This is a genomic window from Massilia sp. CFBP9026 (assembly GCF_034045165.1).
Taxonomy (GTDB): domain Bacteria; phylum Pseudomonadota; class Gammaproteobacteria; order Burkholderiales; family Burkholderiaceae_D; genus Telluria; species Telluria arenae.
This window is the reverse complement of record NZ_JAXCWH010000002.1, coordinates 758,087-779,263: the sequence shown is the minus strand read 5'-3', so window position 1 is coordinate 779,263 and position 21,177 is coordinate 758,087. Positions and strand designations below refer to the sequence as shown.

The window sequence follows — 21,177 nt, the reverse complement described above, 5'->3', positions numbered from 1 at the left end:
CATGGCCCAGCGCATCTCCCTGCTGCAACGCGCCGCGGCCCGGCCGCTCGGCAGCCTGCGCCAGCAGCTGCTGCGCTGGCTGATCCTGCCGCTGGTGGCGCTGGTCGCGGCGAATGCCGTGTCGCTGTACCGCGACGCACTGGAGGCGGCCGACGTGGCCTACGACCGCTCGCTGCTGTCGTCCACGCGCGCGCTGGCCGAGCGTGTGACGGTGAGAGATGGCAAGGTGGTCGCCAACGTCCCTTATGTGGCGCTGGACAGTTTCGAAACCGATACCCTGGGCCGCATCTACTACAAGGTCACCGGCCTCGATGGCGAGACCGTCAGCGGCTACGGCGACCTGCCGCCGGTGCCGGCCAACGTGCCGCGCAGCGACCTGTATCCGGCCCTGGTGCGCTTCTACCACGCCAGCTACAACGGCGAACCGGTGCGCATCGCGGCACTGCTGCAGCCGGTCTACGACGATTCGATGCGCGGCATCGCCCTGATCCAGGTCGGCGAGACGCTCGACGCGAGGAATGCCCTGTCGCGCGACATCCTGCTCAACACCCTGTGGCGCCAGGCACTGCTGGTGCTGGCGGTGGCAGCGCTGGTGTGGTTTGCGGTGCGCCTGGTGCTGCGGCCCCTGATGCGGCTCAAGAACGAAGTCGAGACGCGCCCGCTGTCCGACCTGTCGACCATCGACCAGGCGCTGGTGCACAAGGAGGTGCGGCCGCTGGTGGCGGCCATGAACGGCACCATGGCGCGCATGCAGGACCTGATCGCCAGCCAGCGCCGCTTCATCGCCGACGCCTCGCACCAGCTGCGCACCCCGCTCGCGGTGCTCAAGACCCAGGCCGCGCTGGCCCTGCGCGAAAACGATCCGGAGGCGATGCGCGCCATCGTGAGTTCGATCGCCGGCACCACCGACTCGGCGATCCACCTGGCCAACCGCCTGCTGGTGCTGGCGCGCATCGAGCATGGCGGCGGCGGAGAGCAAGTGCAGCCGGTGGCGCTGGCGGCCATTGCGCGCCAGGTGGGCCTGGAGCTGGCCCTGCCGGCAGTGCAGAAGGGCCTCGACCTGGCGCTCGAAGCGCAGGCCAACGCCGACACCATGGTCGTCGGCCGGGAACTGCTGCTGCACGAACTGGTGGCGAACCTGGTCGACAATGCGATCCGCTACACACCGGCTGGCGGCAGCGTGCTGCTATGGGTTGGGCGGCGCGACGAGCATGTCGTGCTGGCCGTGAGCGACAGCGGCCCCGGCATCATCGAGGCCGAGATCGACAAGGTGGTGATGCCTTTCTACCGCGCCCAGTCCACGCTGGAAGCCAATCCCGGCGGCACCGGCCTCGGATTGGCGATCGTGCGCGACGTCGCCAGCCTGCATGGCGCCACCCTGGCGCTCGGACGCTCGGACGCTGGCGGCCTGAAAGTCGAGGTGATCTTCGATGTGCCGCGCGCTGAAAGCTGATTGAAAGCTTGCGCGGCCTATAGTTGGCGAAAACGGGGCCCAGCCCCATTACGACAACGATCGGAGACATCATGAAGCAGCCTGCTTTCGCGCGCGCCGTCCTGGCCACGCCATCCCTTATCCCCCGCGGAGCATGACATGCTGACCATCCTCGCCTATTCGATGATCGTCGTCTTCATGTTCCTGATCATGACCAAGCGCCTGCCGGCGCTGGTCGCGCTGATCGTCGTGCCGATCGCCTTCGGCCTGATCGGCGGCTTCGGCGCCGGCCTCGGCCCGATGATGCTGGAAGGGATCCGCTCGCTGGCCCCCACCGGCGTCATGCTGATGTTCGCCATCCTGTATTTCGGCATCATGATCGACGCCGGCCTGTTCGATCCGATCGTGCGCGTCATCCTGAAACTGGTACAGGGCGACCCGATGAAGATCGTGGTCGGCACCGCGGCGCTGGCGATGTTCATCTCGCTCGACGGCGACGGCGCCACCACCTATATGATCACGGTGTCGGCCATGCTGCCGCTGTACATGCGCCTGGGGATGAGCCGCCTGGTGATGGCCTGCGTCATCATGCTGGCCGGCGGCGTCTTCAACATCCTGCCGTGGGGCGGCCCGACGGCGCGCGCCGCCACTGCGCTGGGCGTGGACGTGAGCGACATCTTCGTGCCGATGATTCCCGCGATGGCGGTGACCGCCGTGTGGGTGCTGTTCGTCGCCTATATGCTGGGCATGAAGGAGCGCAAGCGCCTGGGCACCGTAAGCCTGCCGGGTCAGGCCAAGGCAGAGGTCAGGAAAGCGGCGCCGGCGCCCGTCCTGCAGCCGGCCTTCAATGAACTCGCCGTGGCTGGCAGCATGAACGGCACCACCGGCCAGTGGAGCCCTGCCCTGGCCGCCGCCACGCGCGAAGGCAATGTGCATGCCTTCTCGGCCGGCCGCATCGACACGGATGCCAGCGCAATCGGTGGATCGGGCGGCTCGGGCAATTCGGGCGGTGGCGACGAGCCGCCGGTCGGCGTGTCCTCGCTCGACACCGCGCGTCCCAAGCTGATCTGGGTGAACTTCCTGTTGACCGTGGCGCTGCTGGTGCTGCTGGTGCTGGGCGCCCTGCCGCTGCCGGTGCTGTTCATGATCTTCTTCGCGATCGCCATCACCGTGAACTATCCGGGCCTGGAAGCGCAGAAGGCGCGCATCGAGGCGCATGCGGCCAATGTACTGCCGGTGGTGTCGCTGATCTTCGCGGCCGGCATCTTCGTCGGCATCCTGCAGGGCACGAAAATGGTCGACGCCATCGCCCTGAGCGTAATCGCGGCGGTGCCGGACTGGATGGGGCCTTATATGGCGATCGTCACCGGCCTGCTGAGCATCCCGTTCACCTTCTTCATCTCGAACGATGCCTTCTATTTCGGCGTGGTGCCGGTGCTGGCCAAGGCGGCCGAGGTGTATGGCATCACGGCGGCGGAGATCGGCCGCGCCTCGGTGATCGGCCAGCCGGTCCACCTGCTCAGCCCGCTGGTCGCATCGACTTACCTGCTGGTCGGCATGTGCAAGGTCGAATTCGGCGACCACCAGCGCTACACCCTGATCTGGTCGATCTCGGCCTCGCTGGTGATGCTGGTCGCGGCCGTCATCTTCGGCGTGGTGCCGCTGATGGGATCAGGAGCCTGAGGTCATTTTCTGAAATGGATGCGATGGCGACTGTGCCCGGCCAGGCGACGGCTTGCGCATCCTCGATCTTCTCAAGTGCCTTCAATCCGGTCGATGTTTGATCGTTCGCGTCCCTCGCCTCTTCATTCGCTGCTGCAATCGCCTGGAACACTCAATACTGAGCATATCAGCGTAGAGGGCGACCATGACAGAAGGAATCCGGATTGACGCCCGTGACGCGGCACACGCGATTCGCGGCGAACAAGGCCATCTCCTTGCTGCACTGCTAGCCTACTTTGCCGCGCACCTGTTGATCCAGATGACGGTCAATGGCTCGCTGGAGCGGGACGAGGCCGAGATCGTATATCTTACGCAGCAACTGCAGCTTGGTTACGGCACCCAGCCGCCGCTGTACGCATGGTTGCAGTGGCTGGCATTCTCGATGTTCGGTCTGAACTGCTTTTCGCTGGCACTGCTCAAGGTTCTGATCCTTGTTGCCCTGTACCTCGGCATGTACCGGACGGCGCTCCCGCTGATCGGCGTCCATGGTGCGTCGGCCGCCGCCGCCTCGCTCGTACTTTTCCCGCAGATAGGCTGGGAATCGCTGCGCGACCTGACCCACTCCGTGCTCCTGACCAGCATCGCCTGCGCAACGCTATGGTGTTATTTCGCCGTGCTGCGCAAGCCCCGTGCAGGGCGCTACGCGTTGTTCGGCCTGCTGGTCGGACTCGGCCTGCAGGCGAAATACAACTTCGGCATTTTCTTGACCGGACTGATCTGTGCCAGCCTCCTCGTGCGCGAGCATCGGGACGTCCTCTGGAACCGCAAAGTCGTGATCGCGGCAGGAGCCGCGTTCCTGGTGTTCCTGCCACATGGCGTGTGGTTGATGCAGAACCTGGACGCCGCCGCCACCGGCACCATGCGCAAGCTGGCGGAAGGCACTGGAGAAGCCGGCTACCTGAACAACGTTGGCGCCGGGCTGGCGAGCCTGCTGTCGGCAGTCCTGGCATTTGCGGTGCTGCCGGTGCTCGTCTACCTGCTTGCCTTGCGCGGCCTGCACAAGCAGATTGCACTCGATATCCGCTCGCCGGAAAGTCGCTTTTTCCTCTGGCTGTACGCCAGCTTTCTAGCGGTGCTGGTCGCTATTGTCTTCACAGGCGAGGTCGGGAAGATCAAGGATCGATGGATGATGCCGCTGCTGTTCTCGCTGCCGCTGGCATTGTTTGCCGTCGCACCTGGGTTGTCGCGACAGGCCGCTTTCGAGCGCCTTCGGCCGGTCGTCGTCGGGGTCGGCTTGCTTGTTCTCATACTGCTACCGATGCGCACCTGGTTCGGACCGGCGCTTGGCAAGGTCTCCCCACCGCACCATCCCTACCCGGAACTGGCCTCGGAACTCGTGCACCGTTTCCCGGCGACGACTACGGTGGTTACCACAGGGACGCTCATCGCCGGGAATCTTCATTTTGAACAGCCCCACCTGCGGACCCTGCTGCTGGAGCACGCTATCCGTAGCGAGGAGCGACTTGCCGGGCAGGTCCTGCTGGTCATGGACGAGGACGCAAAGATAGGCTGGCTTGACCGCTTCCGCCTGGCCTACCCACAAGCCCAGGTCACGGAGCAGGGCCGGATCCGTCTCGGCTACCGTTTCGGGGGCGAGGGAAGCATGACCTTCGAATACGTCCATCTCAAAGTGGAGGACGACTAAATGCTGCTGTCAGTCGTGATTCCGGTAATGAACGAACAGGGCAATATCGCGCCGCTGGTAGATTGCATTGCCGCCGCCCTGTCCGACATCGAGCATGAGGTGATTTTCGTCGATGACGGCTCGCACGACGACACGATCGCCGAAATCGAGCGTTACGCGCGGCCCAACACCCGGGTCCTGGTTTTCAACCGCAATTACGGGCAGACGACAGCGATGGCTGCCGGTATCGATGCAGCGCGCGGCGAATTGATTGTCATGCTCGACGGCGATCTGCAGAATGATCCCTGCGACATACCGCTGATGATGGAAAAATTGGCGTTGGAGAACTGGGACGTGGTTGCCGGTATCCGCACCAAGCGCAAAGATGGCTTTTTGCTGCGCAAGGTCCCGAGCAAGATTGCGAATTTTCTCATCCGCCACTCGACAGGTGTGTTCATCCGTGACTATGGCTGCACGCTGAAGCTGTTGAAGGCAGACGTCGCCAAGGGCCTGAGCTTGTATGGTGAGCTGCATCGCTACATGCCGGTACTGGCGAGCATGTACGGCGCCCGCATGACCGAGATGGAGGTGCGCCACCACGCGCGACACGCGGGTGTGTCGAAATATGGCATTGGTCGCACCCTCAAAGTCGCCAGCGATCTGCTGCTGATGCTGTTCCTCAAGAAGTATGGTCAGCGCCCGATGCATTTTTTTGGCGGCGCCGGCCTGTTCCTGTTTTCGACGGGCTGCCTGGTTAACCTCTGGCTGCTGCTGCAAAAGCTGATGGGAGAATCCATTGGCGGCCGGCCACTGCTGATATTGGGCGTGCTGCTCACGTTGGCCGGCATCCAGCTGATCACTACCGGCTTCGTTGCGGACCTGATGATGCGGACTTATTACGAATCGCAGAAGAAGAAGCCCTATACGATCAAGAAAGAGATTTGTGTTTAGTGGCCGTAAAAAGCTCGCACTGCAGGTCACGATCACTGCGATCCTGGTAGCACTGGTATTACGGCAGCTTGACATGACCCAGTACCGGCATCTATCGCTGACAGGGCCTGTCCTGGCCGGACTGCTGGTCGGCGTCGTGTTGTTTAATCTGTCAAAGATTGCCGGAGCTTTGCGACTCAACATCTACCAGCGCCACGTTGGAATCCGAATTGGCGAAGTCGATAACCTGAAGCTGTATTACGCCGGCATGTACCTTAACCTTGCGCTGCCTGGCGGCATCGGCGGCGACGGGTACAAGATATTGGTATTGCGCCGTCAGGGCGCGGCATCAGGAAAAGTGCTGGTCGGGATCACGCTGTTCGACCGTTTCAGCGGCCTGCTGGCCCTTCTGCTCCTTGGCTGTGCTTTAGTGCCACTCCTTGGTCTCACCTGGCCGAGTCACACAGTTCACGCCTGGGTGGCGGGCTGCCTGATGATCGTCGTGGCCCTGGTTCTGTCGCACCGTTGGCTGTTGAAGATGCGGTGGCCCGGGGTTTTCTCCGCCTGTTGCGGCGCTCTCGTGGTCCAGACCCTCCAACTTGCGTGCATGGCGGCCATCATTGCCGGATTAGGCGTGCCGCTCGGTCAGTATCCGCACTATTTGGCCGTGTTCCTCGCATCTTCAATCGCCGCGGTCCTGCCCGTCACCATTGGCGGCCTTGGCATGCGCGAGCTGACATTTCTTTATGGGCTGCGCCTGCTCGGCCTGGGATCGGAGGTCGGGGTGCTGGCCGCAACCGCGTTCTTTCTGATTACCGCAGGATCGTCGCTGATTGGGGCTGCGTTGCTTCCAAGGAGTTGGGAAACGCTGCGCGCGTAGGTAACGTCCCCAAACTGCGCCGGCGAGGCGCACCGCTCGCATATACTTCCTCCATGCCCGCTCCGCTCCCCCGCCCTGCCAGTGACACCACTCGCCCGCCCCTTGTGCGCACCGAAGGCGACCGCCGCACCCTCGAATTCACGCCCGGCGACGTCCAGAGCGAGATGCTGGTCTCGCGCCCCGACGCGCTGGTGCTGGAATACACGCGCGCCATGATGTGCTTCGCGCTGTTCGTGCCCGATCCGCGCCACATCGTGATGGTCGGCCTGGGCGGCGGCTCGCTGGCCAAGTTCTGCTACCGCCATTTTCCACGCGCCCGCATCACCGTGCTCGAGATCCGGGATGACGTGATCGCCCTGCGCGACCAGTTCTGCCTGCCGCGCGACGACGCCCGCCTGCGTGTCCTGCACTGCGACGCGGCCGACTACCTGGCGAGCATGCCGGGCAGCTGCGACGTGCTGCTGGTCGACGGCTTCGACAGCCAGGGCCTGCCATCTGCCCTGGCGGGCAGCGCCTTCTACGCAGCCTGCCGGCGCGCCCTGCATCCGGGCGGCGTGCTGGTAGCGAACGTGTTTACTTATGATCCCCAATATGCTGGCGCGCTGCAGCGACTGCGCACCGCCTTCGACGGGCGCCTGGCCTGGTTTACCCGCATCGCCGGCAATAACCGCATCCTGTTCGCGATCCGCCCCGCCCACCCGGACACCACGCCGGGCCGCGGCGAACGCCTGCTTACCCGCATGGCATGCAAGGAAGGCCGCGGCCTGGGCTGGAGCAACCGCCTGCTGGCGCGCCTTCTCATCGCCTGGCTGGCGCGGCGCCGGGTGTGAACGTGTGGACGAATTGTCTCGCACGATAGGATTCGTTTGCGAGCCCATCGCGTTTATGACACACTTGCGCGGATTAATGCCTACCAGCAAGCAGTTTTCTGTCAACACACCCACACAGTCAGACGATAGTCCAGGAACACGACCCGATGCCGCGCCGACCGATCCGTTCACTGACACTCGCGGCGGCCCTCACATTGGGCGGCGGCCTGGCCGCTTCCTTCGGCCTGTTCGTGGGCGTCAGCCACCTCGAGTACGACAATATGGCGCTGGCCTTCGGCCAGCGCGCCGACGAGCGGGTGGCGGCGGTGCGCCAGGGGATGGACGGGGCGATCGAAGTGCTGGCGGTGACCAACCAGCTGTTCTCGAACGGCGAGCCGGTCAGCCGCGAGCGTTTCGCCGACTTCACCTCGCGCCTGCTGGAGCGGCACCGCTTCATCCAAGCCTTCCATTACCACCGGGTGGTGCCGGCCAACGAGCGCGCGGCGGTCGAGGCCGAGCTCCAGCGCGTGCGGCCGGGCGCCGTCTTCACCGAAAAGACACCGAACGGCCTGGCGCCGGCGCCGGCGCGCGGCCGCTACCACGTGATCGAGTACGTCGAGCCGATGGCCGGCAACGAGGGCGCCTTCGGCCTGGACCTGGGCCGCGATGCATCGCTCATGACTGCGCTCGACGAAGCGAAGAACAGCCGCCAGCCCACTGCGACCAGCCTGTTCACGCTGGTGCGGACCGGCACCATCGCCTTCGACCTGGTCATGCCGGTGTTCGGCAAGCGCGGCGAACTGCTCGGCAATACCGCGGCCGTCGTCCGCGGCAAGGAACTGGTGCACCAGTCGCTGCTCGAGACCGGCCTGCTGGACCGCACCGACATCTTCGTGTCGGTGTATGCCGGCGAGCACGCCGATCCGGCGGCCTTGCTGATGTCGACCGGCCCCACCGCGCCCCGGGCGCGCCCGGCGCTCATCAGTTGGCTGCGGCCGGACCATGGCGCCCGCGCCACCGTGCTGAAGGCCGGCGGACGCCCATGGCGGGTCGAGGTCGCCGCCGCGCCGCGTCCCTTCCTGGCCGACCACATGGCCTCGGTGGCGCTGCTGGCGGGCGGCATCCTGGTGACCCTGCTCGGCACCGCCTTCGTCCAGTCGGCGGGGATGCGCGCACGCAAGGTCCAGCAACTGGTGCGCCAGCGCACCTCGGACCTGCGCCGCAGCAACCGCCGCCTGATCGAGGACATGGCCGCGCGCGAGCGCGCCGAAAAGGCGCTGCTGCAAAGCGAGCAACGCTTCCGCCAGCTGGTCGCGATGTCGTCCGACTGGTATTGGGAGCAGGACCGGGATTTCCGCTTCACGATGATCACCGGCGGCTTCACCGAGAAGTCCGGCGTGGCGGTTCAGGGCCTGATCGGCAAGACGCGCTGGGAATACGTGCCGGGCCTGCTCGACAACGAGAGCGGGCGCGAGCACCTGGCCAGGATGCAGGCCCACGAAGCCTTCGCCAACCTCGAATACCAGATCGTCGACGACCACGGCGACACCCGCTGGTTCTGCGTGAACGGCCAGCCCGTGTTCGATGACGATGGCGTGCTGCAGGGCTACCGCGGCACCGGCAGCGACATCACCGAGCGCAAGCTGACCGAGCAGCGCGTGCACCACGTGGCCCAGCACGACGTGCTGACCGGCCTGCCCAACCGCTCGCTGCTGCAGGACCGCCTGGGCCAGGCGATCGCCTACGCCAACCGCGGCGGCCGTCCGGTATGGGTGATGCTGATCGACCTCGACCGCTTCAAGTTCGTCAACGACAGCATGGGCCACAAGGCCGGCGATGTGCTGCTGGTGACGGTGGCGGCGCGCTTGCGCTCGTCGCTGCGCGATGCCGACACCGTGGCGCGCCTGTCGGGCGACGAATTCGTGGTGATCCTCAACGAGCATGCCGACGAGCCGCTCGCTCCGGCCATCGTGCAGCGGGTGATGGATGCGGTGGCGCAGCCGGTCATGCTCGGCAACAAGGAATTCTTCGTCACCTGCTCGATCGGCGTGGCGGTGTATCCGAGCGAAGGCACGTCGAGCGACAACCTGATCGAACATGCCGACATCGCCATGTACCGCGCCAAGAAACTGGGCCGCAATAACTTCCAGTTCTACACCCCGGCCATGAACGAGGAGTCGCTGGAGCGGGTGCGCATCGAAAGCGCGCTCAGGAATGCCCTCGAACGCAATGAATTCGTGCTGCACTACCAGCCGCAGGTCGACCTCAAGAGCGGCCAGATCGTGGGCATGGAAGCGCTGATCCGCTGGAACCATCCGGAACTGGGCATGGTGCCGCCGAGCCGCTTCGTCGGCGTGGCCGAGGAGACCGGCCTGATCGTCCCGATCGGGGCCTGGGTGATGCGCACCGCCTGCGCCCAGAACAAGGCCTGGCAGGAGGCCGGCTACCAGCGCCTGCGGGTGGCGGTGAACCTGTCGGCGCGCCAGTTCGGCGCCCCCGACCTGCTGCAAAGCCTGGAATCGGCGCTGAACGACACCGGCCTGGACCCGGCCTGCCTCGAGATCGAGCTGACCGAAAGCCTGTTCATGAGCGACGTCACGCCGGCGGTGGAGCTGCTGCACCGGATGAAGGCGCTTGGCGTGAACCTGTCGATCGACGATTTCGGCACCGGCTACTCGAGCTTTTCCTACCTGTCGCGCTTCCCGATCGATGTGCTCAAGATCGACCGCTCCTTCGTGGCCGACATCACGCATGACGCCAACGACGCCGCGATCGTGACCTCGATCATCGCCCTGGCCCACAACCTGAAGCTGGCGGTGATCGCCGAGGGAGTCGAAACAGCGGAACAGCTCGATTACCTGCGCAGCCGCGGCTGCGACGAGATGCAGGGCTATTACTTCAGCAAGCCGCTGGCGGCCGACGATTTCGAGCAACTGCTGCGCCAGCGCCGTGCGCTGCCGGCGCAGATCGTCGAGCAGGAAGCGTCGCTGCCCGTTTAAATCGTCGCTGAGGCGGCGCCGCAACGCCCCTATCCGGGAAGCATGAGAATTGCCTTCTCGAAAACATTTCCATAGCCATTTGATTATCGGTGGACGTACAATACTCGTGCCTATATTGCACTGACGGAGTACGAACCATGATGATCAACGAGACGCCCGACGCGGCAAGCGTATCCGGCGTGCAGGCGGGCCACAGGCAGCGCGTGGACGGTCGCACGCGCGACCTGGTGAACCAGGCGATAGCGTCGATCCCGACGCTCGGCCTGGCGCGCGCGGCGGAATTCCTGGCCACGATGAACGTGCCGGCCGAGGTGGCGGTGCGGGCGCTGGTCTATCCGAAGCTGCGGCGCGCCAGCTAGTCACCGGCGTCGCCGCGGAAAATCAGCGGCGTTCTTCCTGCTGGTCGATGTCGGCCAGCGATTCGCGGCCGCGCTCGCTCAGCGCATGGCCACCCGCCTCGAGCGGCAGGATATGCGATTTGCGGCCCAGGAAACGCAGCACATCGTCATCGACCGCCGCCATCGGATCGGCCGCGAGCGCGCGCAGGCCCAGCACACAGCGGCGCAGGAACAGCACTTCTTCGCCCTTTTCGGTGAGCGTCAGCCGCTTGTCGCGGCCAAAGGACATCAGCTTGATGCCGCACAGGCGCTTGGTGTTGCGCCCGACGCAGGCCGTCGCCAGATCCTGCTTGCCACCACGGCGCACCAGTTCCAGCGCGTCGTATTCGTCCGTCGTCAGCTTTTCGTTTTTCATTACCGCATTCAGTTAAGCAAAGGGCGCATGGTACGCGCCCCGGCCCATCGCGGCAACCTTCAGCGCAGCGAACGCAGCGCGTACCAGCCGATCCCGGCGCCGGCAATTACCCCGAGCACCAGCGCCAGCCGGCCATGGGCGGAACCCAGCAGCGGTCGGCGGCCCAGGTAAATCTTGTTGTACAAGGTCGAACCCATCATCTCCTCCTGTTTTTTTATTGTTACAAGCTCATTATAGAAACCGCATTGTTGCCGCTATGTGACAGCGAGCACACGCGCGTCGCGGACGACGAAAAAGCAACACCATGGGCGGCTTCCTGCCGCGCGCCGGGCCTGCAGGTGGCCTGTTAGGATCGTACGACATTGACAACTTTAGCGGAGCACAGCATGAACGACCCAACGCCCAGTATCGATCCCAAGAACAAGGGCCGCGCGATGTACGACGAGGCGGACATCGGTAGCGGCGAACGCTCTCCGGGGCAGCATGAAACCGATGAAATGATTCGCGGAATTCCTCCATTGCCATCCAACCGGCAGGCCGACGAAGGCGCGCCGAACAGTGGCAAGGAGAACAATGAAGGCGGCGGTACGCCGGAGGGCAACCGCCAGGGGACGCCCGGCGTCTGATCCGGGGCGCACAGGTTTCTAGTTCGCCCGGATCGGCGGTTCGGGCAGGCGTGGCTCCTCGACCGGGGCATTGACTGGGTCGGGGACGTCGTCCGGCACCGGTGGTGGCGCGGGTGGCGCCGGCGGTTCGCCGGGATATTCCGGATCGGGTGTGGAATGGAAGTGCTGGCCGACGCGCTCGTGCCGGCGCTCTTGCCTGGAATCGTACGACTGTAGTTCGCTCATATGGGCCTCTCAGGTTGGACGCGCGCCGCGGCGATGCAGGCGGGCGCGCGATGACATGGAAGGCAACGCCGTTGCCTGTGGTGCACTCGTGCGCAGACTAGCACGGATCAAGCAGCCCGGTTTTTCGATTGATCCACCACCAATGCAATGTTCTTCAGCAAGAACAACTCGGCTATAGTGGCGTTTTATCCAATTAGGCAATATCTCACATGCGCCTGGCCAGCCTGCTTCCTGCCCTCCTGCTCGGCGCGCTCCTGAACGCCCACGCCGCCGCTCCGATGAAACTCGACGACTACCTGGCCCTGACCGGCCCTGCCCCCAGCGCCAAGCTCGCCTATGGCCCCGCTCCCTCGCAATACGCCGAACTGTTCGTGCCGCAGGGCGCGGGACCGTTCCCGGTGGCGGTGCTGGTGCATGGCGGCTGCTGGACCAGCAAGTTCGGCGGCATCGCCCAGTTCCGCAATATGGCCGGCGCCCTGGCCGCGCACGGCATCGCCGTCTGGAATGTCGAATACCGGCGCGTGGACGAGGAAGGCGGCGGCTATCCCGGCATGTACCTCGACATGCATGCGGCGCTCGACCTGCTCGCCGCCAATGCATCGGCGCACAAGCTGGACCTGGCGCGCGTCGTCGCGGTCGGCCACTCGGCCGGCGGCCAGCTGGTGCAGTGGATCGCGGGCCGCTCGCGCATCCCGGCCGGCAGCCCCCTGTACCGCGCCGATGGCCTGAAGGTCGACCGCATCGTCAGCCTGGGCGGCCTGGCCGACCTGCGCCACGAGGCGGCGCTGATCAAGTCCAGCTGCGACCGCGATATCGCGCAACTGGCCGGCACGCCGAGTTCCGAACGGCCGGACGTGCTGGTCGATACCAATGCCGCCGACCTGATGCCCAACGGTAGCCGCACCTGGCTCGTCACGGGCGCGCTCGACACCATTTCTCCGCCGCGCGTGGCCCACGACTACGCGGCGCGGGCAAAAGCGGCCGGAGATAAGGCCGAGGTCGTGATCCTGCCGGATGCCAGCCACTACGATGAGGTGGCCGCGACCTCGCCCGCCTGGCCGCAGGTGCTGCGGGTGATCGAACAGGCGCTTGCCATCCAACAGTAATCCAGGGAGTCTCCATCGTGAAACCGATCATGCCGGCACTGCTGGCGATGAGCTTGCTCGTTACGTCCGGCGCCGCCCTGGCGCAATCCTGGTCGCGCGTGGCCGACGCCTCGCTGGCGCGCCAGGAAATCTATCCGACCGTGTTGAACGACAATATCTACGTGGCCGGCGGCATCCTGAGTGTGGCGCCGGGCTTTACCGATCTCTTCGAAGCCTATGACGCGGGAGCGGATCGCTGGACCAGGCTGGCGTCGCTGCCCGAAGCCCGTCACCACATCGCCCTGGCCGCGGCCGGCGGCAAGATCTACGGCATCGGCGGCTTCTCCGGCGCGATCCCCGACTGGCGCGCCCATGCCTCGGTGTTCGTCTACGATCCGAAATCCGACCGCTGGTCGACCGGTCCTTCGCTGCCGCAAGCACGGGCCGAAGGCGTGGTCGCAACCGTCGGCGGCAAGATCTATTTCATCGGCGGCCGCATCCCGACCAGCCCCGAAGCAAAGCACATCAGCCAACACGTCGACACCAACCGGGCCGAGGTGCTGGAAGTGGGCACCGGGCGCTGGTCGCCCATCGCCGATGCCCCCAGCGCGCGCAATAGCGCGGCCGGCGCCGTGATCGACAACAAGATCTACGTCGTGGGTGGGCGCCAGATGGTCGCGCAGGCCAACGGCAGGTCGCGGCCGGTCAATGTGGCGACCCTGGAGGTGTACGACCCGGCCAGCGACCGCTGGGAGACCCGGGCGCCGATGCCGCTGGCCCAGGGCGGCCTTGCGGCGGCTGCCCACGATGGAAAGCTGTACGTCTTCGGCGGCGAGCAGTTCGTCCCGCAAGCCAAGGTGTTCGCCGAATCCTGGGTCTATGACCCGGCACTGGACCGCTGGTCGGCCCTGCCGGCCATGCCGACGCCGCGCCATGGGCACGGCGCGGCCGTGGTCGGCAAGCGCATCTTCCTGATGGGCGGCGGCGAGAAGGTCGGGGTGGCGGCCAGCGCCGCGCACGAAGCGCTCGCGCTGCCGTGATCCGCGTTCCTCAGTAGAGCACCACCGAGCGGATCGATTCGCCGCTCTTCATCAGGTCGAAGCCTTCGTTGATGCGCTCGAGCGGCAGGCGGTGGGTGATCAGGTCGTCGATATTGAGCTTGCCCTCCATGTACCAGTCGACGATCTTCGGCACGTCGGTGCGACCACGGGCGCCGCCGAAGGCCGAACCCTTCCACTCGCGACCGGTCACCAGCTGGAACGGACGGGTCGCGATTTCCTGGCCGGCGGCGGCCACGCCGATGATGAAGGACTGGCCCCAGCCTTTATGCGTGCACTCGAGCGCCTGGCGCATCAGCGTGGTGTTGCCGACGCACTCGAAGCTGTAGTCGGCGCCGCCGTCGGTCAGCTGCACGATGTGGTCCACCACGTTCGCGACCTCGTTCGGATTGATGAAATCGGTCATGCCGAACTTGCGGGCCATGGCTTCGCGGGCCGGATTGATGTCGACGCCGATGATCTTGTCGGCGCCGACCATCTTCGCAGCCTGGATCACGTTCAGGCCGATGCCGCCAAGCCCGAACACGACCACATTGGCGCCGGCTTCCACCTTGGCCGAGAACAGCACCGCGCCAACGCCGGTGGTGACGCCGCAGCCGATGTAGCAGACCTTGTCGAACGGCGCATCGCTGCGGATCTTGGCCAGCGCGATCTCGGGCACCACGATGTAGTTCGAGAAGGTGGACGTTCCCATGTAGTGGAACAGCGGCTTGCCGTCCAGCGAGAACCGCGAGGTCGCGTCGGGCATCAGGCCGCGCCCCTGGGTCGAGCGGATCGCCTGGCACAGATTGGTCTTGCGCGACAGGCAGAATTTGCACTGGCGGCACTCCGGCGTGTACAGCGGGATGACGTGGTCGTCCTTCTTCAGCGTGGTCACGCCCGGGCCGACGTCGACCACGACGCCGGCGCCCTCATGGCCCAGGATGGCCGGGAACAGGCCTTCCGGATCGGCGCCCGACAGCGTGTAGTAATCGGTGTGGCAGATGCCGGTGGCCTTCAACTCGACCAGCACCTCGCCCTCGCGCGGGCCTTGCAGGTCGACTTCTTCGATCGTCAGCGGCTGGCCCGCCTGCCATGCGACGGCTGCTTTTGTTTTCATGGTGATCCTCGCTTGCATTGTTTGAATAGCCCGCAGTATGCGCGCCGTGGCCGGCGTTTTGCACGCCGGGGCGCGAGAATGGCAGGATTTTGCCGCATGAAGACTGGATTTTGCCGCCCGCGGCAGCGACAATGGCGCATGACCAGCACGCCCCCACCTGCCATCGACGCCAGCACTGAGCGTACCCGGACCGTCGACATCGTGGTCTACCCCGGCTTCAAGGCGATGGAGGCGGTCGGGCCGATGTCGGTGTTCGAGTACGCCAACCTGCATCTCGCGCGGCGTGGCCGCCCACCCGGCTATGACGTGCGCATAGCGTCGAGCCGTCTCGGCCCTGTCCCGTCAGATACCCTGATGTCGCTCGAAGCGACCAAGGTCTTGAACACACTGGCCCTGCCCGACAGCGCGATCGTGGTCGGGGCCCGCCACATCGAGGCGGCGTTGACGGACGGCGCCGCGATCGTCGACTGGGTAGCAGCGGCCTGCCCCCGTATCGAACGCCTGGCCTCGCTCTGTTCGGGCGCCTTCTTCCTCGCCGCCGCCGGGGTGCTCGACGGCAAGCGCGCCACCACCCACTGGAGCGTGGCCGAGCGCCTGCAGGCGGCCCATCCCGCCATCGCGGTCGAGGCCGACGCAATCTTCATCCGCGACGGCAAGCTGTGGACCTCGGCCGGCGTCACCGCCGGCATGGACCTGGCGCTGGCGCTGGTCGAGGAAGATTTCGGCCGCGACCTGGCGCTCGAGGTGGCCACCGAGATGGTGGTCTACCTGAAGCGCCCGGGCGGCCAGTCGCAGTTCAGTTCCTACCTCAAGAGCGAACGCACGGCGCGCCCGAACATCCGCGAATTGCAAAACTGGATCCTGGACAATCTGCACGAACGGTTTACGACGGCGCAGCTGGCGACCAGGGCGATGATGAGCGAACGCCACTTCGCCCGCGTGTTCCAGCAGGAGGTGGGACTGAGCGCCCAGGAATTCATCGAGGCCAGCCGTTTCGAGCGGGCTACCCACCTGCTGGCCGACCTTGCGCTGCCATTGAAGACGGTGGCCGCGCGCGCCTGCTTCAGCGACGAGGCGCATATGCGGCGGGTATTCATGAAGAAGCTGGGCATCACGCCGAAGCTGTACCGCGAACGCTTCGCTACGACCGGGCTCGACAGCGCTGCATGAGCGCCAACTGAGCGCGTCAGTCGAATGAAACCCGACGCGCCAGCGGCAAATCTACTACTAAATCGCTGCGCGCCAGCGCTACACAGGGCAAAATAAACCCTTCCCGCTTCTCGTCGAACGACAGGCCTGGCCACTCGACCGTGTAGGCCACCGTGCCGGCCTGCAGGCGGCAGATGCAGGTGCGGCAAGTGCCGTTGCGGCAGGAGCTGGGCGCATCGAACCCGGCCGCCTCCAAAGCCAGCAGCAGGGTCGTGTCTTCCTGCACAGAAAAACTGGCGCCGAGGGGCGCGAGGGTGACGGTATGGCTGATGGTCGGCATGGTCCGTCGATTGTAGCGCCGGGTGGAACAAAGCGGACGAGTTTGAAGAGTTCGTTCACGCACAGACCCGGTTGATTCATGTCATTACGCTAAGGTTTCCAGAAGCATATTGCAGGAGACCATATGAAAAAAGCCACCGCACTGACCCTGATCGCCGCCCTTGGAGGCGTTTTCCCTTCCGCCTTCGCGCAACAGCCAGTCGGCCAGCCAGCTCCTGTCCAGCAGCAACAAACTGCAGCGGGAACACCCATGCAGGCCGCGCCTGGCGCAGTCCAGGACCCCGCCATTGCCGAACAGGCCGAATTCGAACGCCTGCTGCGGGCCCAGGTGCTGCTCGAACGCCAGTACCTGTCGCCGGGCGAACTCGACGGCGCCTATGGCTCGAATATGCGCCAAGCCCTGAACACCTTCCAGGCCCAGCGCAATCTCCCCGTCACCGGCAAGCTCGACGAAGCTACCTGGAACGCACTGAACACCGATCCCAGCCCGACCCTCGCCGAATACACGATCGAAGCGGAAGACGTGGCCGGTCCCTTCCAGCCGATCCCGGACACCATGATGGGCAAGGCCAAGTTGCCCGCCCTCGGCTACGCCACGGCGCTCGAAGGCCTGGGCGAAAAATTCCATGCCAGCCCGGCCCTGCTGCAACGCCTGAACCCCGGTAAATCCCTGTCGCAGGCCGGCGAAAAGATCGTGGTGCCGCACGTGAGCGGCAAGCAACCGCTGGCGCCGGCAGCCAGGGTCGTGGTGCGCGATTCGACCAAGACCCTGCAGTTGTTTGACGCCGGCGGCCAGTTGCTGGCCCAGTATCCGGTCTCGACCGGCAGCAAGCGCGATCCACTGCCGATCGGAAACTGGAAGATCAATGGCGTGCACGCCAACCCGGTCTACAACTACAACCCGAAACTGTTCTGGGACGCCAAGCCGGGCGACAGCAAAACCCAGATCAAGCCGGGCCCGAACAACCCGGTCGGCGTGATGTGGATCGATCTCTCGAAACCGCACTACGGCATCCACGGCACCCCGGTGCCCGGCCACGTGGGCAAGACCGAGTCGCATGGCTGCATCCGCCTGACCAACTGGAGCGCCGCCGAAGTGGGCGCGGTGGTCGGCGAAGGCACCGAAGTCGAACTCGTCAAATAATCTTTGGATCAACTCCCGGCGAGACGCGCCGGACGGAGAACGCGATGAAATGGCTGATGACCTTGATCGTTGGTGCGCTGCTGGGCGCCGGGGTGTTGTTCGTGCTGCTGAGCGACGATTCCAGTTCGCCGGCGCCGGAGCTGGTCGCCGCGGCGCCACCGGCCTCGAAGCCGGCCGGCGTGCCCGCGGCACAGATCGAGGGCCAGCTGCCGCCCGCGCCGGTGGTCGAACCGAACCTGCTCGAGGCCAACCTGCCGCTACGGCCCGAAGTCGCGGAAGGCGCCGCGCCCATGGCGCCTGCCACCGTGCCCGGCAAGCTGCTGGTGCCGGTCCAGGGCATCGCATCCAGCCAGTTGACCGACACCTTCTACCAGCCACGCGGCGAACAGCGCCAGCACGAGGCGCTCGACATCATGGCGCCGACCGGCACGCCGGTGCTCGCCGCGGCCGACGGCAAGGTGGTCAAGCTGTTCCAGAGCAAACCCGGCGGCCTGACGGTCTACCAATTCGATCCGGGCGAGCAGTACGCCTATTACTACGCCCACCTCGACCGCTATGCCGACAATCTCAAGGAGGGCATGGAGGTCAAGCGCGGCGACATCGTCGGCTACGTCGGCGCGACCGGCAATGCCGACCCGGCCGCGCCGCACCTGCACTTCGCCGTCGTCGCGCTGACGGCCGAGAAGCAGTGGTGGAAAGGCACCCCGCTCAATCCGTTTCCACTAATGTCCGACCAGTAGCGCGCTTCTCCACTGCGGCTCCCGACGGCGTGGGCACCGGCTCGTCGACGTCGAGCCCCACATTGATCGCGGCATAGGCGCGCTGCACCGCGATCACTTCGCGTCCGCCGGCGCCATACAGGTCGCTGGCCGCTTCGATCATCTTGGTGCGTGCGTCGGCATAATTGGTGCTTGACGTGAACTTGGTCGTGTTGGCGCGGAACCAGATGCGGAAGGCCTTGTCGATGCCGATGCCCGTCATCGCCAGCGGCTGCTTGACCAGGTAGCGGCTCCAGGCGTCGTTGCCGTTCTCCGCGCTCGATCCCTTCGCAAGGAAGTAGAACATGCGGTTATTCGGGCCGCTGCTGTAATGGACGTCCAGCCGGCGCAGGCTCGTGCTCCAGGCATCGTGACTATTACCATCCTTGCTGGGCTTTATCATCCAGCGCAGCGGGGTTCCGGTGCGGCTGATCTCGCTGCCCAGCATCCAGTCGTTGCCGGTCTCGGGAATCACGTCGCCGGTGCCGCCGCCGCGCGCATAGGCTTCGACCACCTCGCCCGCGATGTCCGAACTCGATTCGTTCAAGCCACCCGGTTCGCCCGAATACACCAGGTTCGAGGTGGCGGCCGTGATGCCGTGGCCCATCTCGTGGCCGACCACGTCGATCGAGCCCAGGTTGGTGAAGAACGTGCCGTCCCCGATGAACATGCAGCGGCAGGTATCGCTGTAATAAGCGTTGTCGTAGCCGCGGTTGACGTGCACCGCGATGTGGGTAGCCGTGTCCTGGCCGTCCAGCGCCAGCCAGCCCAGCACGTTCTTGTGCATGTCATAGGTGTTCTTCAGGCCCCACATGGCGTTGACGGCGGCGGTCTGGCCGTTCGGTCCCGTGGTGCTGCCACCCTCGACGAACTGCTTGCCGTCGCCCCAGGTGTTGACGGTGTTGGTGTACACCCGGCCGCTCGCCGTGCCGTGGTTGGCGTTGGTGATCGCCATCGCGCCGAACGATCCGCCTTGGCCGCGCTCGGGGTCGAGCATCTGGTAGACGTTATTGGCGAAGGTGGTGCTCAGCGGTACGTCGCCGTTGTACTGGCTCTTGCCGATGCCTTCCACCGTCTGCAGCATATTCCAGCGGTCGATGATCTCGCCGTCGCGTGCGTTGACGACGACGTCGTAGTACAGGGGCTGTTCCCCGCTGCGCATCCTCAGGCGCACCAGCCAGGCCAGCTCATAGCGGTCCACCGTCTCGACCAGGTCGACCGCGTTCAGCTCGGACTCGAGCTTGCCCTCGGCGCCGGGCGCGCGTTCGTCGCGCATCATCGGGTAGATCAGCAGTTCGGCGGTCGGCGCGACCACGTTGACGACGCCGTCCGGCATGTCGCGCAGCGCGGCGGCGATCGCGGCCTTGCGGTTGATGGTGGGTTTCACATTGAAGCCGGCGGTGGCGCGCTGCATGCGGTTAGCGGGACCGCGGCCGAGGTGCAGGCGGCGCGGCGAGGCACTTTCGGACACGATCTGGCGCCGCGCATCGAGCACCACCACGGATTCGGAGCCGAAGATGCGCAAGCCCTTGTACAGGTGGGCGACGCGCACCACGTGCGTTCCCTGTACGCCCGGGTGCTGGGCCATCACCTTGTAGCCGTGGTCGGCGTCGAGGCCGATCGCCGGGCGGCGCGCCGCCAATTGGTTGACGACCTGGGCCTGGGCCTTGCCGTCCAGCTTGAGCGGCGGCCCCATCATCGGCGCAGCGAGCGCATCGGGCACCTGCACGGGCGCGAACAGGACGGCAGCCGCCAGCAGGGCTGCCTTGAGAAGCGGTTGCGGGATCATCTCGTCTCCATCCGGAATGCCGGGCCGGGGGGCGCCGGTCATCGACCATGATGGACGAGTTTGTAAAGGTGGGTTTGCTCAAGAACAATGACCGTGTTGCCACAAATCGGCAACACGGTCATCATTCGGATACAACGGGCAAATCAGCGATAGCGGCGGTCGCGCCGTTTCATCAGGTAGCAGGCGGCGCCGACCACGGCCGCGCCGATCGCCACTTTCTTGGCCAGCCCGGCCGGATTGTGCTTGAGCTCTGACTTGATGCCCATCTCGGCCAGGATATTCGGCACCTTGCCCTTGGCCAGGTCGTCGCCGATGCCCTCGACCATATTCACGCGGTCGGCCAGCAGCAACAGCAGCCAGTGGCGCACGTCATTCTCGGTACTCTTGAAAGCCAGGCGCCGGATCGCGCCGGACAGGCCCGACGGCGGCTGCACCGTCCCGAACAATGGCGTACGGCCTGGACGCTCGGTCGAGACCAGCACCTCGACGTGCTGTTCCTGCGGTACCGGATCGCCGTCGGGGACGTTGATGAAACGCGGCGGCGTGCGCTCCATCGGCACGCCGGGACGGTTCTTGCGGTCGAGGTCGGCGCCCCAGCCCTGGATGTGCTGCAACTGGTCGCGGGTCGGGCGGCGCGGCGCGATGGCGCCGTGCACGTGGCCCACATGGCCTTCGCCGTCATGCTCGCCCGGTGCGTGGTGGCCGTCGTGCTGGTCGTTGGCGGCAACGATGTCGTGTCGTGTTTCCATGGTTTCT

21 protein-coding genes are annotated in these 21,177 nt (G+C 65.5%); 14 read left to right on the top strand and 7 right to left on the bottom strand.

Features of this window, described 5'->3' with window-relative positions; genetic code table 11:
* Window position 1: 1 nt before the first annotated feature.
* From SOM28_RS07835 to SOM28_RS07800, 8 genes are all read left to right on the top strand, one after another.
* Window positions 2-1,453 carry a sensor histidine kinase gene (locus tag SOM28_RS07835; protein ID WP_320467758.1) on the top strand — a complete coding sequence of 484 codons (1,452 nt, stop codon included), beginning with the start codon at window positions 2-4 and terminating at the stop codon, window positions 1,451-1,453.
* A gap of 138 nt (window positions 1,454-1,591) precedes the next feature.
* Window positions 1,592-3,115 carry a CitMHS family transporter gene (locus tag SOM28_RS07830; RefSeq protein WP_320467757.1) on the top strand — a complete coding sequence of 508 codons (1,524 nt, stop codon included), beginning with the start codon at window positions 1,592-1,594 and terminating at the stop codon, window positions 3,113-3,115.
* Between the two features lie 184 nt (window positions 3,116-3,299).
* Window positions 3,300-4,799 carry an ArnT family glycosyltransferase gene (locus SOM28_RS07825; protein WP_320467756.1) on the top strand — a complete coding sequence of 500 codons (1,500 nt, stop codon included), beginning with the start codon at window positions 3,300-3,302 and terminating at the stop codon, window positions 4,797-4,799.
* Complete coding sequence (locus tag SOM28_RS07820; RefSeq protein ID WP_320467755.1) at window positions 4,800-5,729, top strand: glycosyltransferase family 2 protein; 930 nt, start codon at window positions 4,800-4,802, stop codon at window positions 5,727-5,729.
* Window positions 5,722-6,588: a lysylphosphatidylglycerol synthase transmembrane domain-containing protein gene (locus SOM28_RS07815; protein ID WP_320467754.1), complete on the top strand. Its 867-nt coding sequence runs from the start codon at window positions 5,722-5,724 to the stop codon at window positions 6,586-6,588. Before SOM28_RS07820 ends, SOM28_RS07815 begins: the two co-directional genes overlap by 8 nt.
* 104 nt (window positions 6,589-6,692) lie before the next feature.
* Complete coding sequence (locus tag SOM28_RS07810) at window positions 6,693-7,418, top strand: fused MFS/spermidine synthase (protein ID WP_414675159.1); 726 nt, start codon at window positions 6,693-6,695, stop codon at window positions 7,416-7,418.
* A 146-nt stretch (window positions 7,419-7,564) separates the two neighbouring features.
* Complete coding sequence (locus SOM28_RS07805) at window positions 7,565-10,396, top strand: bifunctional diguanylate cyclase/phosphodiesterase (RefSeq protein WP_320467752.1); 2,832 nt, start codon at window positions 7,565-7,567, stop codon at window positions 10,394-10,396.
* 137 nt (window positions 10,397-10,533) lie between these two features.
* Window positions 10,534-10,755 carry a hypothetical protein gene (locus SOM28_RS07800; RefSeq protein WP_123069664.1) on the top strand — a complete coding sequence of 74 codons (222 nt, stop codon included), beginning with the start codon at window positions 10,534-10,536 and terminating at the stop codon, window positions 10,753-10,755.
* A gap of 22 nt (window positions 10,756-10,777) precedes the next feature.
* Here the strand turns inward: SOM28_RS07800 and SOM28_RS07795 are convergent, their stop codons facing one another.
* Together SOM28_RS07795 and SOM28_RS07790 are read right to left on the bottom strand one after the other, a co-directional pair.
* The gene (locus SOM28_RS07795; RefSeq protein WP_123069665.1) at window positions 10,778-11,149 is read right to left on the bottom strand and encodes a hypothetical protein; all 372 of its coding nucleotides are present in this window, start codon (window positions 11,147-11,149) and stop codon (window positions 10,778-10,780) included.
* A 59-nt stretch (window positions 11,150-11,208) separates the two neighbouring features.
* Entirely contained in the window at window positions 11,209-11,349 is a 141-nt protein-coding gene (locus SOM28_RS07790; protein WP_183407431.1) for a hypothetical protein, read from the bottom strand.
* Between the two features lie 186 nt (window positions 11,350-11,535).
* On the opposite strand from SOM28_RS07790, the gene SOM28_RS07785 reads away from it, so the two are divergent.
* The gene (locus SOM28_RS07785; RefSeq protein WP_320467751.1) at window positions 11,536-11,775 is read left to right on the top strand and encodes a hypothetical protein; all 240 of its coding nucleotides are present in this window, start codon (window positions 11,536-11,538) and stop codon (window positions 11,773-11,775) included.
* 18 nt (window positions 11,776-11,793) lie between these two features.
* On the opposite strand, the gene SOM28_RS07780 is transcribed toward SOM28_RS07785, so the two are convergent.
* Entirely contained in the window at window positions 11,794-12,000 is a 207-nt protein-coding gene (locus SOM28_RS07780; RefSeq protein WP_123069667.1) for a hypothetical protein, read from the bottom strand.
* Between the two features lie 209 nt (window positions 12,001-12,209).
* On the opposite strand from SOM28_RS07780, the gene SOM28_RS07775 reads away from it, so the two are divergent.
* Together SOM28_RS07775 and SOM28_RS07770 are read left to right on the top strand one after the other, a co-directional pair.
* Window positions 12,210-13,106 carry an alpha/beta hydrolase gene (locus SOM28_RS07775; RefSeq protein WP_320467750.1) on the top strand — a complete coding sequence of 299 codons (897 nt, stop codon included), beginning with the start codon at window positions 12,210-12,212 and terminating at the stop codon, window positions 13,104-13,106.
* Window positions 13,107-13,123: 17 nt separating this feature from the next.
* Window positions 13,124-14,125, top strand: coding sequence for a Kelch repeat-containing protein (locus tag SOM28_RS07770; RefSeq protein WP_320467749.1), 1,002 nt, complete (start codon window positions 13,124-13,126; stop codon window positions 14,123-14,125).
* Window positions 14,126-14,135: 10 nt separating this feature from the next.
* Here the strand turns inward: SOM28_RS07770 and SOM28_RS07765 are convergent, their stop codons facing one another.
* Window positions 14,136-15,242, bottom strand: a complete 1,107-nt coding sequence (locus SOM28_RS07765; RefSeq protein ID WP_123069670.1) for an S-(hydroxymethyl)glutathione dehydrogenase/class III alcohol dehydrogenase — start codon at window positions 15,240-15,242, stop codon at window positions 14,136-14,138.
* A 138-nt stretch (window positions 15,243-15,380) separates the two neighbouring features.
* Here SOM28_RS07765 and SOM28_RS07760 point away from each other — a divergent pair, with 138 nt between their 5' ends.
* Window positions 15,381-16,412 (top strand): GlxA family transcriptional regulator, encoded by a 1,032-nt coding sequence (locus tag SOM28_RS07760; RefSeq protein ID WP_320467748.1) that lies wholly within the window; start codon window positions 15,381-15,383, stop codon window positions 16,410-16,412.
* 16 nt (window positions 16,413-16,428) lie between these two features.
* Here SOM28_RS07760 and SOM28_RS07755 read toward each other — a convergent pair whose 3' ends face one another.
* Complete coding sequence (locus SOM28_RS07755; RefSeq protein WP_320467747.1) at window positions 16,429-16,731, bottom strand: 2Fe-2S iron-sulfur cluster-binding protein; 303 nt, start codon at window positions 16,729-16,731, stop codon at window positions 16,429-16,431.
* 123 nt (window positions 16,732-16,854) lie between these two features.
* On the opposite strand from SOM28_RS07755, the gene SOM28_RS07750 reads away from it, so the two are divergent.
* Both SOM28_RS07750 and SOM28_RS07745 read left to right on the top strand, forming a co-directional pair.
* On the top strand, window positions 16,855-17,874 hold the full coding sequence (locus tag SOM28_RS07750) for a L,D-transpeptidase family protein (RefSeq protein WP_320467746.1): 1,020 nt from the start codon (window positions 16,855-16,857) through the stop codon (window positions 17,872-17,874).
* Window positions 17,875-17,918: 44 nt separating this feature from the next.
* Entirely contained in the window at window positions 17,919-18,614 is a 696-nt protein-coding gene (locus SOM28_RS07745; protein WP_320467745.1) for a M23 family metallopeptidase, read from the top strand.
* Here the strand turns inward: SOM28_RS07745 and SOM28_RS07740 are convergent.
* The gene (locus SOM28_RS07740; RefSeq protein WP_320467744.1) at window positions 18,583-20,421 is read right to left on the bottom strand and encodes a M4 family metallopeptidase; all 1,839 of its coding nucleotides are present in this window, start codon (window positions 20,419-20,421) and stop codon (window positions 18,583-18,585) included. The genes SOM28_RS07745 and SOM28_RS07740 overlap by 32 nt on opposite strands.
* Before the next feature lie 143 nt (window positions 20,422-20,564).
* Entirely contained in the window at window positions 20,565-21,170 is a 606-nt protein-coding gene (locus tag SOM28_RS07735) for a hypothetical protein (protein WP_123069676.1), read from the bottom strand.
* Window positions 21,171-21,177 lie beyond the last annotated feature (7 nt).